The organism is Bacillus sp. MN7755 (assembly GCF_054771475.1).
The window spans coordinates 379,134-395,758 of sequence record NZ_BTRL01000017.1 but is presented as its reverse complement, the minus strand read 5'-3'; the positions used below and the strand labels follow the sequence as shown (position 1 = coordinate 395,758).

The following is a 16,625-nucleotide window of genomic DNA, read 5'->3' as shown; positions in this document are numbered from 1 at the left end:
CGCAAATAGCGAGAGGATTTTGTCGTTAATTGTCGGTAAGTCGATATAATTCAATAATCGCTGATATAATTCGAGTTACGGTTGATATAATTGGAAAATCGCCGATATAATTCAAGTTGTGTTCGATATATTTGGAAAATCGTCGATATAATTTCATTTACTAAGGCTACTCAAATGAGTAGCCTTTTTTGTATTGTACAAATTGGATAGACTAGTTTAAAATCGAGCGTATAAAGGGGGAGTAAAATGAAGCGCATTTCAATTTTAATAGCGGATGATGAGGCAGAAATTGCTGATTTAATTGAGATACATTTAGAAAAAGAAGGGTACCATGTTGTGAAGGCAGCGGATGGTGAAGAGGCAGTTCATATTATTGAAACGCAGCCAATCGACTTAGTGGTTTTAGATATTATGATGCCGAAAATGGATGGGTATGAGGTGACGCGTCAAATTCGCGCGAAGCATCATATGCCGATCATTTTCTTGAGTGCGAAAACTTCGGACTTTGATAAGGTGACAGGTCTTGTATTAGGTGCAGATGATTATATGACGAAACCTTTTACGCCGATTGAATTAGTCGCACGTGTAAATGCACAATTACGCCGATTTCTTACATTAAATCAACCGAAAGTAGCGGAGAGCAAATCTGCTTTAGAGGTAGGCGGAGTTATTATTGATCCTGAACGAAGAACAGTGAACGTGTACGGAGAGCAAATTGAGTTAACACCGAAAGAGTTCGATATTCTATATTTATTAGCGAGTCATCCGAAGAAAGTGTACAATGTGGAAAATATTTTTCAGCACGTATGGGCAGATGATTATTATGAAGGTGGAAATACAGTTATGGTACATATTCGTACGTTGCGGAAAAAACTTGGGGAAGATAAAAGAAAAGATAAGTTAATAAAAACAGTGTGGGGGGTAGGTTATACTTTCAATGGGTAACATGATGAAAAGCTTTCGATTTAAAATGATTACCTTATTTGCGTTAAGTATGGTGCTCGCAGCTACTGTAACTTATATGATTTATAAAGGATTACAGCTGTATTATAAAACGATGGTGCGCTATGAAGAGCCTTTAGCGCAATTTCGGTCAATGGTAAGGGAATTTGGAGACATTAACTTCTTTTTAATTTTCTTTATTCCGTTATCTATTATCTTTTTCTTCTTTTTAACAAAACCGTATTTAAAATACTTTGATGAAATTTCTAATGGGATTCATCATCTTGCGAACGGAGATTTTACAAAACAAGTTCCAATTTCATCAAATGATGAATTTGGAAATATCGCACGTGAAATAAATGTTGCGAGTGAAAAGTTAAAAGAAGCTGTGGAAAGAGGAGACTTTGCGGAAAGTAGTAAAGATCAGCTCGTTGTGAATTTGGCTCATGATTTAAGAACGCCATTAACATCCGTGTTAGGATATTTAGATTTAATTCTTAAAGATGAGAACTTAACAAAAGAACAAATTAAACATTTTTCCACGATTGCATATACGAAATCGCAAAGGCTGGAAAGTTTAATCGATGAGTTATTTGAAATTACACGTATGAATTATGGCATGTTACAACTAAATAAAAAGCCAATTGATATAAGTGAGCTGCTTATACAGCTAGATGAGGAATTGTATCCGTTATTAGAAAAACATCATTTAGAAGCTAGATTGAATGTTGATCCTCATTTACCGATTAACGGTGATGGAAAATTGCTAGCTAGAGTATTTGAAAACTTGTTAACAAATGCCGTTCGATACGGATATGATGGGCAATTTGTTGATATGAATGGGTATATCGATAATGAAGAAGTTGTCGTACAAGTTATGAATTACGGAGATAGCATTCCAGAAGAAGATTTACCGTATCTATTTGATATGTTTTATACAGGTGATAAATCGAGAACGGAGAACCGTGGCGGGACAGGTCTGGGACTATTTATTGCAAAAAATATTGTCGAGCAGCATAACGGTACGATTTCTGCTGAAAGTAATGTAGTTAGAACAATGTTTGAAGTACGATTGCCAAAAGACAAGAACTTAACAATTTAATAAAAATTTAAACTTTACCCCACTTTTTATTTTAATAGTTTTTTCTATTCTAGACGTAAGTTACGTTAAGGAGGAACTAGAAATGAAAAAGTGGGTATTTATTTCTTTTTTTATAGCATGCACAATCTGTGTAGGCGTTTATATATCACCGTTGTTTCAAAAGGAAATTGATGTGAAAATTGATGGAAAAGATAGTGCGGTAAAGGCTGCCAATATGGAAAATGTGGAGATTACAAAAGAAGAAATTTATAAAGGGGATTTATTATTAGTTAACAAAGATTACCCAGTAAAAAAAGATAGTATTAGGTCTGATATTATAAATGTAAATCATAGTAGTGAATTAGTAAGAGGCTATGTAATATTTGATAGAAATCTTCGTTTATCAAAGGATGTTGTGAAAAAGTTTTTGAACGTTGTCGATGCAGCTGGAAAAGACGGAGTACAGAATTTCTTAATGAGTAGTGGGTATCGAGATTTTAAAGAACAAAGTAAATTATATAAAGAAATGGGATCGGATTATGCACTCCCGGCAGGATACAGTGAACATAATTTAGGATTATCACTGGACGTTGGTTCAACGCAAAAGAAAATGGAGAAAGCTCCTGAAGGTAAGTGGGTTGCAGAAAACGTATGGAAGCACGGCTTTGTGTTACGCTATCCGAAAAATAAGAGTCATATTACAGGCATTCAATATGAACCGTGGCACATTCGTTATGTCGGCTTACCTCATAGCGCAATTATGCAAAAAAAGAAAATTACATTAGAGGAATACTTAGACTTCTTGAAAGAGAAAAAAGAAATCACAACCGATGTGGAAGGTAAGAAATATACGGTTTCTTATTATAAAGTTTCGGGGAATATGAAAGTGAACGTTCCAGCAAATAAGCAGTATGAAATTTCGGGGAACAATATGGACGGGGTTATTGTGACGATTCAGGAATAGAGAAAGAGGTTGTTCCGTTTTGGAGCAGCCTTTTCGTATATAAGAAAGGGATTGGCGTTTTTTGTCGGTAAATCGATATTCCTTGTCGAATCGTTGATATATTTTGAGTTACGATAGATATAATTGAAAAATCGTTGATATATTGTAAGTTATGATAGATATATTCGAAAAATCGTTGATATAATTTCCTGTACTATCAGCATTTTGAGGAGTATCTTTTATTTCACTTTTAAACATTATAACGTTATATTTACTTCTCTCTTTTTTTGTGTTACGCTAAACGTGTGAAAGAGATATAAAATGAAACTTTAATGTAAGCGTATTCTTATGGCTTCTTATAGAAAAGGGTGGAAGTACAATGACAGAACGATTCGTACTACGTAATGTGAAACGTGTGAACGGGGAAGAGATTGACATTGTAATTGAAAATAATAAAATCGCACAGGTGACGAAAGCTGGTGCTGGTGAGGGTGGAAAGGTTCTTGATTACTCAGGTACTTACGTATCGAGTGGTTGGATTGATTTGCACGTTCATGCTTTTCCAGAGTTTGATCCATATGGCGATGAGTTGGATGAAATTGGCGTTAAGCAAGGGGTAACGACAATTGTTGATGCGGGTAGCTGCGGAGCTGATCGCATTGCAGATTTAGTAAAAAGTAGAGAACAGGCGAAAACGAATTTATTTGCCTTTTTAAATATTTCTCGCATCGGTTTGAAACGAATTGATGAATTATCCAATATGGAATGGATCGATAAAGAGAAAATAATAGAAGCAGTAGAAAAGTATAAAGATGTAATCGTTGGGTTAAAAGCGAGAATGAGTAAAAGTGTCGTTTGTGATAGTGGAATTGAACCACTTCATGTAGCTCGCTCTTTATCCCGTGAAACATCATTGCCGATTATGGTACATATCGGTTCAGCGCCTCCTCGCATTGAGGAAGTTGTATCTCTTTTAGAAAAAGATGATGTCATTACACATTACTTAAACGGGAAAGAAAATAATTTATTTGATGAAGAAGGCAAACCGTTACCTGTGTTACTAGATGCAGTGAATCGCGGTGTGCATTTAGATGTTGGGCATGGTAATGCTAGTTTTTCTTTTAAAGTAGCAGAAGCAGCGAAGCGTCACGATATTGCCTTTAATACAATTAGTACAGATATTTATCGGAAGAATCGTATACACGGTCCAGTGTATAGTATGGCTCACGTTCTTTCGAAATTCCTTTACTTAGGTTATCCGCTAGAAGAAGTAATTGATGCGGTTACGAAAAATGCAGCAGAATGGCTTAAGAAACCAGAGCTTGGCCGCATTCAAGAAGGAGATATTGCAAATTTAACTTTATTTACGGTGAAAGATGAGAAGGTTACGTTAATTGATTCAGAAGGGGATCAGCGCATTGCTGAAAAAAGGATTGATACGAAAGGGGTTGTAATCAATGGGTCATTCATTGAATGCTAAGTACGGATTAAAAAGAGTAATTAATGCGAGCGGTAGAATGAGTATTTTAGGTGTATCCGCTCCGACAGATACAGTTATGGATGCGATGAAACATGGTGGACAAAATTATGTGGAAATTGCTGATTTAGTAGATAAAGCAGGAGACCATATTGCGAGAATTCTAGATGCAGAGGCAGCGGTTGTTGTGAACTCAGCATCGAGCGGAATTGCGCTTTCTATTGCTGGTATCGTTACAGAAGGAAATCGTCGTAAAAGTGAAAGACTTCATCAAGAGGTCATCGCGAAAAACGAAGTGATCATGTTAAAAGGTCATAACGTTCAATACGGTGCTCCTGTTGAAACGATGATTTATTTAGGCGGTGGCAAACTTGTAGAAGTTGGCTACGCAAATGAAGGGAAAGCTGAGCATATTGAAGATGCAATTGGTGAAAATACAGCGGCGATTCTATATGTGAAATCCCATCATGCAGTGCAAAAAAATATGATTTCTGTTGAAGAAGCATGGGAAGTAGCGCAGCGAAATAACATCCCACTTATCGTCGATGCGGCAGCTGAAGAAGATATTCAAAAATATGTGAAGTATTCAGACCTTGCCATTTATAGCGGTTCAAAGGCAATTGAAGGACCTACTTCAGGTATTGTTGGCGGTAAAAGAAAGTATATTGAGTGGCTGAAAGTGCAATTACATTGCATCGGAAGAAGTATGAAAGTTGGGAAAGAAACAACATTTGGATTACTTCAAGCGCTTGATGAGTACGGAGTAAAAGAAGATAAGAGTGAGCAAGAAAAAGAGTTGTTACAAGTACTTATGCCGCTAAAAGAATTAAACGGTGTAAATGTAACAATCGTTCAAGATGAAGCGGGAAGAGCAATCTTTAGAGCTCGTATTCATATTAACGAGAAAGAGTTAAATAAATCGGCAAAAGACGTTGTGACTGCATTACGCGACGGGGAAATCGCAATTTACACACGTGATTACGGAGTAAGACAAGGATTCTTTGATATCGATCCACGTCCACTTCAAGGTGATGACATACATGTGATTGAAGAAAAAATGAGAGAAATTGTAGGGGGAAACTAAAATGACAAACATTCAAAAACGTTTTTATAAAGGCCGCGTAGCATTAAATGTATTAGCGAACAATATCGAAAATGCGAAAGATATTTTTGAAGCAGCAGAAGGTTATGTAGTAGTAGGAGTGTTATCAAAAGATTACCCAACTGTAGAAGAAGCTGTTACAGCGATGAAAGCATACGGAAAAGAAATTGATGATGCTGTATCAATCGGACTAGGAGCAGGAGATAATCGCCAAGCGGCAGTTGTAGCTGAAATTGCGAAGTATTATCCTGGTAGCCATATTAACCAAGTGTTCCCTTCAGTTGGAGCAACGCGTGCAAATCTTGGTAGAAAAGATAGCTGGATTAATAGTTTAGTATCACCAACAGGAAAGGTAGGTTACGTAAATATTTCTACTGGTCCAATTAGTGCTGCTGGAGAAGAAAAAGCAATCGTTCCAATTAAAACAGCGATTGCACTTGTACGTGATATGGGCGGAAATTCATTGAAATACTTCCCGATGAAAGGTCTAGCTCATGAAGAAGAATATCGCGCAGTTGCGAAAGCTTGTGCGGAAGAAGGATTCGCATTAGAGCCAACGGGCGGAATCGATAAAGAAAACTTTGAAACAATTGTACGTATTGCGCTTGAAGCAAATGTAGAGCAAGTTATTCCGCATGTGTACTCTTCTATTATTGATAAAGAAACTGGCAATACGAAAACAGAAGATGTTCGCGAATTATTAGCAGTAGTGAAGAAGTTAGTTGATCAATATGCGTAAGAAAATTGCAGCATTCGGTGAAGTAATGATGCGCCTGCAAGTACCAGGATATGAATTGTTGTCGCAAGCAAATACATTAAAATACTCATTTTCTGGTACAGGTGTGAACGTTGCAGCTGCGCTTTCTCATCTAGGGCATGAAGGGCTTCTTATTTCAACTTTACCGGAAAATTCGGTTGGAGATGCGGCATTATCTTATATTCAAAAGTTAGGTGTGCAAACATCACTTGTTTCAAGAGGCGGCAAATATGTCGGCATGTACTTTTTGGAAAATGGATTTGGTGCACGTGCAAGCTGCGTTACATATTCAAATCGACTAGAAAGTAGTTTCAATACGGCATGTGAAGAAATCTATCAATTTGAAGAGATCGCACAGGAAATTGATATCGTTCATTTTTGCGGGATTACACTTGCGATGAATGATACTGTGCGTCGTCACATGAAATCTTTAGCGAAAGCAGTGAAAGAAAACGGAGGCACTGTCGTTTTTGATTGCAATTATCGTCCGTCACTTTGGGGAGAAGACGGATATGAGCAGGCGAAACCGCATTATGAAGAAATGTTAGGGCTAGCTGATATTGTAATGATGAACGAAAAAGATGCAATGTTTGTTCTAGGAATGAAAACAGAAGAGATGGAGCGCGAGGCACAGCTGATGGATCTAATTCCAAAGGTAGCTGAAACGTATCGTATCGCTACAATTGCTGGTACACATCGCTCTATTAATAGTGATAATACACACTCGCTTCGCGGGTTTATATGTAAAGATGGTGCGTTCACTTTTGCAAAAACACTTACGTTTTCTGTATATGATAGAATAGGTGCTGGAGATGCTTATACGAGCGGGATTATTCATGGCGAGATAGAAGAGTTTGCACCAGAGAAAGCTGTTTCATTTGCGTCAGCAGCTGGAATGCTTGCACATACAATCGTCGGTGATACGCCAATGTCATCAGAGAAGGATATACTTCGGGCAATGACGGCATCAGTAGGTGATGTAGAAAGGTAGTGGGTGTAACGGTGAACGTAACGAGGAAAAAAGGACCATTATATTTACAAATAAAAAACATTATTCGTGATCGAATATTGCATGGTGTATATGCGATTCATACGAATATTCCTTCTGAACCACAGTTAGAAGAAGAGTTCAAAGTGAGTAAAATTACAGTACGAAATGCGATTAAAGAACTTGCTCAAGAAGGATATTTGGAAAAGAAAAGCGGTAAAGGAACGAAAGTCATCCGTAATACTTCTGCGACAAAACTGTCAAAGGGTAAGAAATTTACAGAAGTGTTAGTGGAAGAAGGCTATAAAGTACAGAAGAAATTGCTAAAGGCAGAAATCGTTCAGAATGAAGAAGGGACAGTGCCATTTCGATTATTCGGTAAAGAGAGTTTTCGTATTGAACGTTTATATACGTTAAATGATGCACCGTACATTCATTATACGCACTATTTCTCAGCTAAAATGGCAAGTACAGATTTATCGGACTTTGACTTGCAATCGCTTTACGATTTAGTTGAAGACCGAGGTATACATTTAGAAAACTTCAGAGATGAATTCGCTGTTGGACTGGTACCTAGTTTCGTTGCAGAAGCGTTAGGTGAAAAAGAGGGCACAGCGTTGTTAAAACGAATGCGCTATTCTTACGATGAAGTTGGCGAAGTAATTGAATATAGCGAAGGCTACTACAATACAGAAATGCAGCATTATGTAGTGAATTATGACGTATAAAAAAAGAGGGGATTTTCCCTCTTTTTTTATAAAGTAAGGGGAATGAGAGATGGATATATACTTATTAATCGTCACGTTACTTGCAATCGCGATTGTTATTTTAGGGGTATCATGGTGGAAATGGCATGCATTTATTAGTTTAACAGTTGCGAGTTTATTTTTAGCTATCATGTCTGGACTGAATTTAACGAAAATAGTGACTGCCTATGAAACTGGTGTTGGTAGTGTACTAGGGCATTTAGTTGGTATTTTAGCTCTCGGAACAATTTTAGGGAAAATGATGTCCGATTCAGGGGCCGGCATGCAAGTGGCAGATTTCTTTATTCGATTTTTCGGTGTGAAGAAACTACCTTGGGCTATGTTATTTGCAGGATTTGTTATAGGGATTCCAGTATTTTTTGAAGTGGGAATCGTCATTTTATTACCACTCGTTATCTCGATTCGAAAAACGACGAAGCAAAACATCTTATTAATTGCCTTACCTGTTATTGCAGGATTATCTATTGTTCACGGGCTCGTGCCACCACATCCAGGTGCGATGACGGCAATCGGTATTTATAACGCGAACTTTAGGAAAGGTACTCTTATATTCATTAATTATCGCGTTACCAACAGCTATTATTGCAGGACCAGTATTTGCAAAGTGGGTACATAAGAGAGTTATACCAGAAAATGAACCGGAGCTTGTTCGAGTTACGACTGTCTCAACTGATTTGCCAAGTCGTAAAGTTTCATTCTTTATTATTTTATTACCAGTTGTATTGATGATTTTATCAGTCGTTGCACCGTATATTTCATTACCGGAAAAGATAACTGAATTTTTCGTGTTTATAGGAAGCCCAGTAATCGCTTTACTCATTTCATGTTTTGCAGCGTTTTATTTACTTGGCATGAGACAAGGTATTAATAAAAAGATGATTAAAAAATTAACAGACGATAGTTTATTACCGGTCGGTTCTATTATTTTAATTATCGGTGCAGGCGGTGGGTTTAAACAAATATTAATTGAAAACGGCGTTGGAACAGCGATTGCACAAATGGCAGAACATATATCGTTATCACCAATCGTATTAGCTTTCATGGTAGCTGGATTAATCCGAATTGCAACAGGTTCAGCGACAGTAGCATTAACGACAGCAGCAGGAATTGTATCACCAGTTATTCAGCACATGTCTGGTGTGAATTTAGAGTTACTTGTTATTGCAACCGGTGCAGGTTCATTAATGTTTTCTCACGTAAATGATGCAGGGTCCTGGCTTGTAAAAGAGTATTTAGGTTTGACAGTAAAAGAAACGTTTAAAACGTGGACGGTGCTGGAGACATTGTTATCATTTATTGCATTCGGTTTTGCCCTTATGTTGAATATGTTTCTTTAAAAGATACCTGAATAGGTATCTTTTTTTTGATGAAGCCCAATTGCCAAAACAAGCCCGTTTTTAAGTAAGCCAAGCTTCCTATTCGCCCTGAAAACATACTATAAATGGAATCCCCTCATTTAGAGCAAGGTGAACTTGTTATGAATGATACTAAAGGAGGAATAGAGTAATGAGCGAAAAGTGTGAACACAGACATGATGATTGTAACCGCAGACATGGGTGCGGCGGCGGTTTTGCGCTTCTAATCGTATTGTTTATTTTATTAATCATCATCGGTGCTAGCTGCTTCGGCGGTGGCGGTTCTTGTGGTTATGGTGGTTACGGCGGCGGCTATGGTGGATATTGCTGCTAATTAAAAACTATTGAAAATGGCCTTGTGCGTATTGCACAAGGCCATTTTATTCATATTTTGATATGCTGTGATAATTTATTAATGTACAGAGAGCGAATTAAGAAGAAGAAAATAATCTCGATAATCCCGAAAAAGGTGAGTACAATTAATAACTCTTTTAGTAAAGAAAAAGCGAACATGCTTTGTAAAAACTTAACTGCAAATAACGTGTGAACACCAGCAACGATGTAAGGGACGAAAAATAAAATTCCTAATTGAATCGTTGCGGAGCGAAACATTTCTGACTCAGTTAATCCAAGCTTTGTAATCGTAATGTATTTTTGTTTTTCAGTCGTTAAGTCGTTATACATACGGAAGTATAAAACACTAGCCGCACCGATAAAGAAAATAAAGCCGAGAAATGCCCAGATAAAGAATCGAGCGACTGCATTTTCCTTACTGTGAAGGAGTTCATCCGTAGCTGTATCAATATGAAATGGCTGGCTGAAATTTTCTTCATCCTTATGTGCTTCATACAAGGTTTCTGAATCGTGATCTAAGCTTTTTAATATGTTTTTTGTAGGGATAATTGCATTTTCCCAATTTTCTACGAAATAGTTATAAACTGTAATGGTTTCAATATGAGGAATCATATTTTCAATTACTTCATCTTGCATCACAATTAAATGAGGTAATGTAAAGGGTGGCGCGATTCCTTTATTAATAAAACCTTTAATTTGAAATTCTTTTTTATTAGAACCAAGTGTAATCGTGTCCTGCTTCGCAAATGGGTTAGACACGAGATTTAGTAGTGCTGGTGAATAGCGAGAAATACTATAAACTTGTGTAGAATCGAGAGTGATTTCTGGTCTGTTTAATTGCTTTGCAATTGCGTTATAATCACTCATTTTCATAATGGCAATTGACTCTTTTGAAGTTGTATCTTTTAAAACGGTAAACTTATATTTGTTATATTGAAAATTAGCATTTGTAAGTTCAGTTTCAATCGTAGTAATATGCTTTTGTTCAAATGCATTAGCACCTTCTGATGTATAGGTGAAGGGTATTGGATATCGTTCTAGTATGGATGCTTTCGTATGGTTGTTTGCTGCAAATAACCCGATAATAATTGTAAAGGCAAGTGCAGATAGCATAGAAACGATAAAGAGTACATTAATATTACTGCGGGTACGAGAAACTAAATCTGAAATCCATAACATATTTATTTGTTTCAAATAAAACTTTCTTCGTTTCTTTAAAATATAGATAAAGAGAAGAAATGTTTGTGAAAAGAATAAATATGTCCCGACTACTACGAGCGGTAAAATAGATAGCATAATTAAGAATACGGATCCATTTTGTGCATTTTTTTCAGTTACATAGCCTTGTGGATAACCGGCGATATAATAGCATAGGCCTAAACAAGTTAAAGCAAATAGCGAAATGAGTATAGATGGTTTTTTTTCGCTCTTCTCTTTTTTAACTCCCTTAATAAGCTGCGTTGTTTTTCGAGTACGAATAAACATTGGTGTAAACGTAGAAACGATTAAAAATAAAATGATAAACGTTACGGTTGTAACGATAATCGCTTCTGTTGGCCAATATAAATAAAGGCCTTTCGCACTTGTTAATTTCGAAGTGACTAATAAGAAAAAGTTAGAAAATACAAGACCACCTTGAATGCCGATAAAGATAGATAATATCCCGATTATCATGTTTTCAGTAAATAAAAGTCTTTTTAATTGTCTCTGTGAGATACCGAGAATCGTGAGTATCCCAAATTGCTGCTTACGAACATTTAAAAAAGTTCCAATTGAATATAAGAGAAAGAAGAACGAGAACATAACGATCACAAGCTGTGCTGTACTAGCTAAGTTCATTAGAGGATCACGTTCTTGAAAGCTTTGTACACTTTGTAAGCGCGGATGATACGCGTATACAGTAAACGAAAAGAAAACCATTATAGAAAAAGCACTACTTACAAAATAAGCGAAATATGCTTTCGAATTACGCGAGACATTTTTAAATGCGAATTGCCAAAATGTCATCCACGTCTTCCTCCTAATAACGCTAAAACATCTAATATTTCTTGATAAAACTTCTCGCGATATAGCCCGCGGTGCAGTTCGTTATAAAGCTCGCCGTCTTTAATGAAAATGACGCGGTTACAATAACTGGCTGCAAATGGATCATGCGTAACCATTAAAATCGTTGCATCTTCTTCTTTGTTTAACTTTGTAAATAACTCCATTACATCAATAGCTGCTTTCGAGTCTAGGTTCCCTGTCGGTTCATCAGCTAGTAAGAGAGAAGGATGATGAATAACGGCGCGTGCTACAGCAGTACGCTGTGCTTGTCCTCCTGAAACTTCAAAAATACGTTTATTTAAAATATGATCGATTCCTAGTTTGGTTGAGATGCTATCGAGTTTTTTGTCCATCTCTTTTAAAGGAACATTGTCTAACGTTAAAGGTAATACGATATTTTCTCCAATCGTTAACGTATCGAGTAAGTTAAAGTTTTGAAAAACAAATCCTAACTCTTGGCGACGGAAAATAGCTAATTTTTCTCTACGAAATGTGTGCGGTCGCTTCCCGTTAATTACGACTTCCCCAGAAGTAGGCGAATCGATTGTAGAAATAACGTTTAAAAATGTAGATTTACCACTTCCAGATGGCCCCATAATTGCAACGAATTCACCTTTATCTACGTGCAAATTTATATTTTTTAAAGCTGTATGAGGGACTTTTCCCTCATACACTTTTGAGACGTTTTTTATGTGTAATACTTCTTCCATAGTAATCACCTTTCTATCTGTTAAAACTTAATGTGTTGTGATAATTTTTGCATATAAAAGGAACGAATTAAAAGGAAAAATAGAATTTCAACTGTTCCAAAAATCATAAGTACGACTGTAATCTCAGCGAAGAACGAGAGATTTAAAATTTCTTGTAACATCTTTGTCGCGAACATCGTATGGATGGATGCCATAATGTAAGGGACAAAGAATAAAATAGCGAGTTGAATGGTAGCAGATCGCTTCATTTCGTCTTCTGTTAAACCAATTTTTGTAATCGTTACATATTTTTCTTGCTCGTTTGTTAAGTCAGTATACATACGGAAGTAAAGAACACTACCAGCACCAATAAAGAAAATAACACCAAGGAAAGTTCCAATCAAGAAAAATGAAGCGACATTTAGTTTCGTTTTGTATAGAGAGTCACTTGCTTCACTTGCATGGAATGGTGCATGTTCTGCTTGAATAGCTGCATTGTCGTTACTGATTTTTGTTATAAATGCAGCACCGATATTATATGCCTTTTCCCAATTCGGCACTTTGAAGCTATATACACTCATTTGTTTGGAAATAGTTGATAAGGCTTCTACATTTTCATCAGATATAATGAGTAACTTCGGTACTAACCAGTTTGGGAACGGACTAGTACTTTTATAATCCTTCACTTTCAAATGTAAAGAGTTTTGAGTAAGTGTAAGACTATCTCTTTTTTCTTTATCATAAAATGTTCCAATGAAATGATCATCTATTTCTTTCATAAGAATATAAGATTCATTATTCTTTACGATGAGTGGATCTAAGTTTAATGCATTGGCGAGTACATTATAGTCACTTTGTTTCATTACATGATAGACCTGCGTGTTATCTTCAGCTAAAGATACTTCGTATATATCCGTTTTAAATTTTTCATAAGTAAATTGTTCTTCATTAAATTTTTGTTCTAACCAGTTTAAATGTTCATCACCTAACGTGTTTTCAGTATGTGATAAATAAGTAAATGGAAAAGGGTTTTTCCTTATTTCATTAAACTTTGTGAACTTCCCAAAACCATATAGGAATGTAATCATTGTAAAAGCGAGCGTTGATAGCATCGCCACAATAAAGAGCATATTAATATTCGTTCGAATACGTGATGCTAAATCAGAAATCCAAAGCATATTAATCCGTTTCATATAAAACGTTCTTCGCGCTTTTAATATACGAATGAGTAAAAAGCTAATTTGCGAGAAGAAAAAATATGTTCCAGCTGCAATAAACGATGGGATGACAAATATACTAGAGACGGCATATAAAAGCCCAATGATGTCACCTAGCGACAGAAAATATAATGGATTTGCGGCTAACGTATATCCAGATATTAAACATATCGCACCAAATAGAGAGATGAGCACAGATGCTTTTCTTTCTTTTTGTTTTGTTCCTTCTTTTAAAAGACGTACAGCTTTTCTCGTACGAATGAGCATCGGTGTAAAAGATGATACGAGAATAAAGAGTCCAAGAAAGATGATGATAGTTAAAACAATGGCACCTGTCGGCCAATATAAATATAAACCAGGTACATGTGTAATCTTGGCGGTAACTAATAAAAAGAACTGTGAAAAGACAAGTCCAAGTTGAATGCCAAAAAATATAGAAAGACCACCAATTAACATGTTTTCTATAAATATGAGTCGTTTTAATTGTTTTTGAGAGATGCCAAGTACTGTTAAAATCCCAAATTGCTTTTTTCGTACTTTTAAGAAAGTACCGATTGAATATAGTAAAAAGAAAAATGAAAAGAATACAATGACAACTTCTGAAATTGTCATTAATATGTTCAGAGCAGTATTTAAGTCTGTCATATGCAATTTAGGATGAAATAAATAAACTGCAAACGAGAAAAAAATAGCAATGGAAAACGCACTGCTTACAAAATAGGCGAAATAAGCTCTGGCGTTCCGCGAGACGTTTTTAAAGGCAAACTGCCAAAATGTCATTCACCTAAACCTCCTAATATAATGAGCATGAAAAGGAGGGAAGAGATCCCACCTTCTCATGTAATAACTTTTTTAATGTGTATTAGTATATTGTGATAATTTTTGCATATAAAGCGAACGAATGAAGAAGAAAAATACAATTTCAACGAATCCAAAAATGATAAGAACGGCTGAAATTTCTTTGAACAAAGATAAACCAATTACATCTTGTAGCATTTTCGTTGCAAACATTGTATGAATGGATGCCATAATGTACGGAATGAAAAATAAAATGCTAAGTTGGATGGTTGCAGATCGTTTCATCTCTGCATCTGTTACACCAATTTTAGAAATCGTTACATACTTTTCTTGCTCGTTCGTTAAATCAGTATACATTCTGAAGTAAAGAACGCTACCGGCTCCAATAAAGAAAATGACACCTAAGAATGTCCCGATTAGGAAGTATGCGGCACTTCCTGATGTGATTCTATATAATGAACCTGCTGATTCATAGGAGCGTATAAGGGGTCCTTCGTATTGGAATTCCTGTCGATCTCTTTGTATTTTTTTCATAAAATCATCAGCAATTTCATACGTCTTTTCCCAGTTTTGAATTTTGTAATTGTATGCTGATATGTGCTTTACCGTATTGGGGAAGTTATTCACGATAATGTCAGGCAAAACTATCGTTTGATATGAAAAATCAGATGGAATTGCATTGATTTGTTCATAGCCTTTAACTTTTAATTTCTTATTTGTACTAGAGAGTGTAATGTAATCTCTTTTATAGCTTTGCTCAAATTCATTGAATATAGTGATATAAGACGTCCCCGTTAAAACATATGCCTCGTTATCATTCATAAATAGTTGTTTCATTCGTAAAGAATCCGCAAGTTTGTTATAGTCACTTTGCTTAATTGCGTATACGTCATTATAAATAGCTATGCCTTTATCTTCTTTTAACGGTGTTTCATATATATCAGCTGTTATTTTCTCATAAGGAAAATGCTCTTTTTGTAATTGTTGCTCAAGCCAATTTAAATGCTCGGTAACAAAAGGATTCGCATCATAAGAAAAATAAGAAATTGGGAAAGGAGAAGTTCTATTCACATCTAGCTTAATAAATTTTCCGAACCCATATAGGAACGTAATCATTGTGAAAGCGATAGTAGATAGCATTGCTACAATAAAAAGCATATTAATATTCGCGCGAATACGGCTTGCTAAATCCGAAACCCAAAGCATATTAATGCGTTTCATATAAAATTTTCTTCTTGTTTTTAAGATGTAAATAAGTAAGAAACTAATTTGTGAAAAGAAGAAATATGTTCCGATTGTAACGAGCGTTGGAATGACGAAAATACTTGAAACCATATATATAACACCTATTTGTGGGCTTATTGATACGAAATATTTAGGATTTCCAGCTAACGCATAGCCACCAAATAAACAAATCGCACCAAACAAAGAAATAAGTATGGATGGTTTACTTTCTTTTCGTTTTTTGCTATTTGTTTTTAAAAGGTGTACCACTTTTTTTGTACGAATCAGCATTGGTGTCAATGCTGATACAATGATAAAAAGACTAAGGAAGACGATGGTCGTTAAAATAAATGCGTTAATAGGCAAGTATAAATATATGCCTGGTACGTGCGTAATTTTTGCTGTCACTAATAAGAAAAATTGCGAGAAGACAAGCCCAAATTGCATACCGAAAAAGATAGATAAAATACCGATTAACATATTCTCCATAAAAACAAGACGATGTAATTGTTTTCTAGATATTCCCAAAACGGTCAAAACGCCGAATTGTTTTTTTCTAACTTTTAAAAAAGTGCCGATGGAATATAGTAAAAAGAAGAAAGAGAATAAGACAATGACTACTTCTGAAAATATCATTAATCCTGAAATTTCAGAGACCATGCCAAAGTTTTGTAATTTCGGATGGAATAAGTAAACAGCAAATGAAAAGAAAACGGCAATGGAAAAGGAACTACTTACAAAGTAAGCAAAATAAGCTCTTGAGTTGCGCGTTACATTTTTAAATGCAAATTGCCAAAATGTCATAGACTATACCTCCAGATAGAAGATATAGAAGTAGTTTTATTGCAAAAAATGTATGAGAGTAAGTTCTCATACATTTTGCTA

General features: G+C 35.7%; 13 protein-coding genes and 1 pseudogene. 10 read left to right on the top strand and 4 right to left on the bottom strand.

Features of this window, described 5'->3' with window-relative positions; all coding sequences use genetic code 11:
* The first annotated feature begins 246 nt into the window (after positions 1-246).
* From ACYVEC_RS21365 to ACYVEC_RS21320, 10 genes and pseudogenes are all read left to right on the top strand, one after another.
* Positions 247-945 carry a response regulator transcription factor gene (locus ACYVEC_RS21365; RefSeq protein ID WP_063224356.1) on the top strand — a complete coding sequence of 233 codons (699 nt, stop codon included), beginning with the start codon at positions 247-249 and terminating at the stop codon, positions 943-945.
* The gene (locus tag ACYVEC_RS21360) at positions 938-2,044 is read left to right on the top strand and encodes a sensor histidine kinase (protein WP_063224355.1); all 1,107 of its coding nucleotides are present in this window, start codon (positions 938-940) and stop codon (positions 2,042-2,044) included. The genes ACYVEC_RS21365 and ACYVEC_RS21360 overlap by 8 nt, the downstream gene beginning before the upstream one ends.
* An 82-nt stretch (positions 2,045-2,126) precedes the next feature.
* A complete protein-coding gene (locus tag ACYVEC_RS21355) occupies positions 2,127-2,987 on the top strand; it encodes a M15 family metallopeptidase (protein WP_063224354.1) in 861 nt (286 codons plus the stop codon).
* Positions 2,988-3,345: 358 nt separating this feature from the next.
* Positions 3,346-4,446: an amidohydrolase/deacetylase family metallohydrolase gene (locus tag ACYVEC_RS21350; protein WP_275719495.1), complete on the top strand. Its 1,101-nt coding sequence runs from the start codon at positions 3,346-3,348 to the stop codon at positions 4,444-4,446.
* Complete coding sequence (locus ACYVEC_RS21345; RefSeq protein ID WP_199678106.1) at positions 4,424-5,527, top strand: DgaE family pyridoxal phosphate-dependent ammonia lyase; 1,104 nt, start codon at positions 4,424-4,426, stop codon at positions 5,525-5,527. The genes ACYVEC_RS21350 and ACYVEC_RS21345 overlap by 23 nt, the downstream gene beginning before the upstream one ends.
* A 1-nt stretch (position 5,528) precedes the next feature.
* Positions 5,529-6,284, top strand: a complete 756-nt coding sequence (dagF, locus tag ACYVEC_RS21340) for a 2-dehydro-3-deoxy-phosphogluconate aldolase (RefSeq protein WP_063224351.1) — start codon at positions 5,529-5,531, stop codon at positions 6,282-6,284.
* Positions 6,277-7,293 carry a sugar kinase gene (locus ACYVEC_RS21335; RefSeq protein ID WP_098555308.1) on the top strand — a complete coding sequence of 339 codons (1,017 nt, stop codon included), beginning with the start codon at positions 6,277-6,279 and terminating at the stop codon, positions 7,291-7,293. The genes dagF and ACYVEC_RS21335 overlap by 8 nt, the downstream gene beginning before the upstream one ends.
* Positions 7,293-8,018: a GntR family transcriptional regulator gene (locus ACYVEC_RS21330; RefSeq protein WP_063224349.1), complete on the top strand. Its 726-nt coding sequence runs from the start codon at positions 7,293-7,295 to the stop codon at positions 8,016-8,018. Before ACYVEC_RS21335 ends, ACYVEC_RS21330 begins: the two co-directional genes overlap by 1 nt.
* A 49-nt stretch (positions 8,019-8,067) precedes the next feature.
* Positions 8,068-9,394, top strand: a pseudogene (gntP, locus tag ACYVEC_RS21325) (gluconate permease GntP).
* 169 nt (positions 9,395-9,563) lie between these two features.
* Positions 9,564-9,746, top strand: coding sequence for a YjcZ family sporulation protein (locus ACYVEC_RS21320; protein ID WP_063224348.1), 183 nt, complete (start codon positions 9,564-9,566; stop codon positions 9,744-9,746).
* 50 nt (positions 9,747-9,796) lie between these two features.
* Here the strand turns inward: ACYVEC_RS21320 and ACYVEC_RS21315 are convergent, their stop codons facing one another.
* From ACYVEC_RS21315 to ACYVEC_RS21300, 4 genes are all read right to left on the bottom strand, one after another.
* A complete protein-coding gene (locus ACYVEC_RS21315) occupies positions 9,797-11,773 on the bottom strand; it encodes an FtsX-like permease family protein (protein WP_063224347.1) in 1,977 nt (658 codons plus the stop codon).
* Positions 11,770-12,522, bottom strand: coding sequence for an ABC transporter ATP-binding protein (locus ACYVEC_RS21310; protein ID WP_063224346.1), 753 nt, complete (start codon positions 12,520-12,522; stop codon positions 11,770-11,772). Before ACYVEC_RS21310 ends, ACYVEC_RS21315 begins: the two co-directional genes overlap by 4 nt.
* Positions 12,523-12,542: 20 nt before the next feature.
* Entirely contained in the window at positions 12,543-14,498 is a 1,956-nt protein-coding gene (locus tag ACYVEC_RS21305; RefSeq protein ID WP_063224345.1) for an ABC transporter permease, read from the bottom strand.
* A gap of 72 nt (positions 14,499-14,570) precedes the next feature.
* Complete coding sequence (locus ACYVEC_RS21300; RefSeq protein WP_063224344.1) at positions 14,571-16,544, bottom strand: ABC transporter permease; 1,974 nt, start codon at positions 16,542-16,544, stop codon at positions 14,571-14,573.
* Between the last annotated feature and the right edge of the window lie 81 nt (positions 16,545-16,625).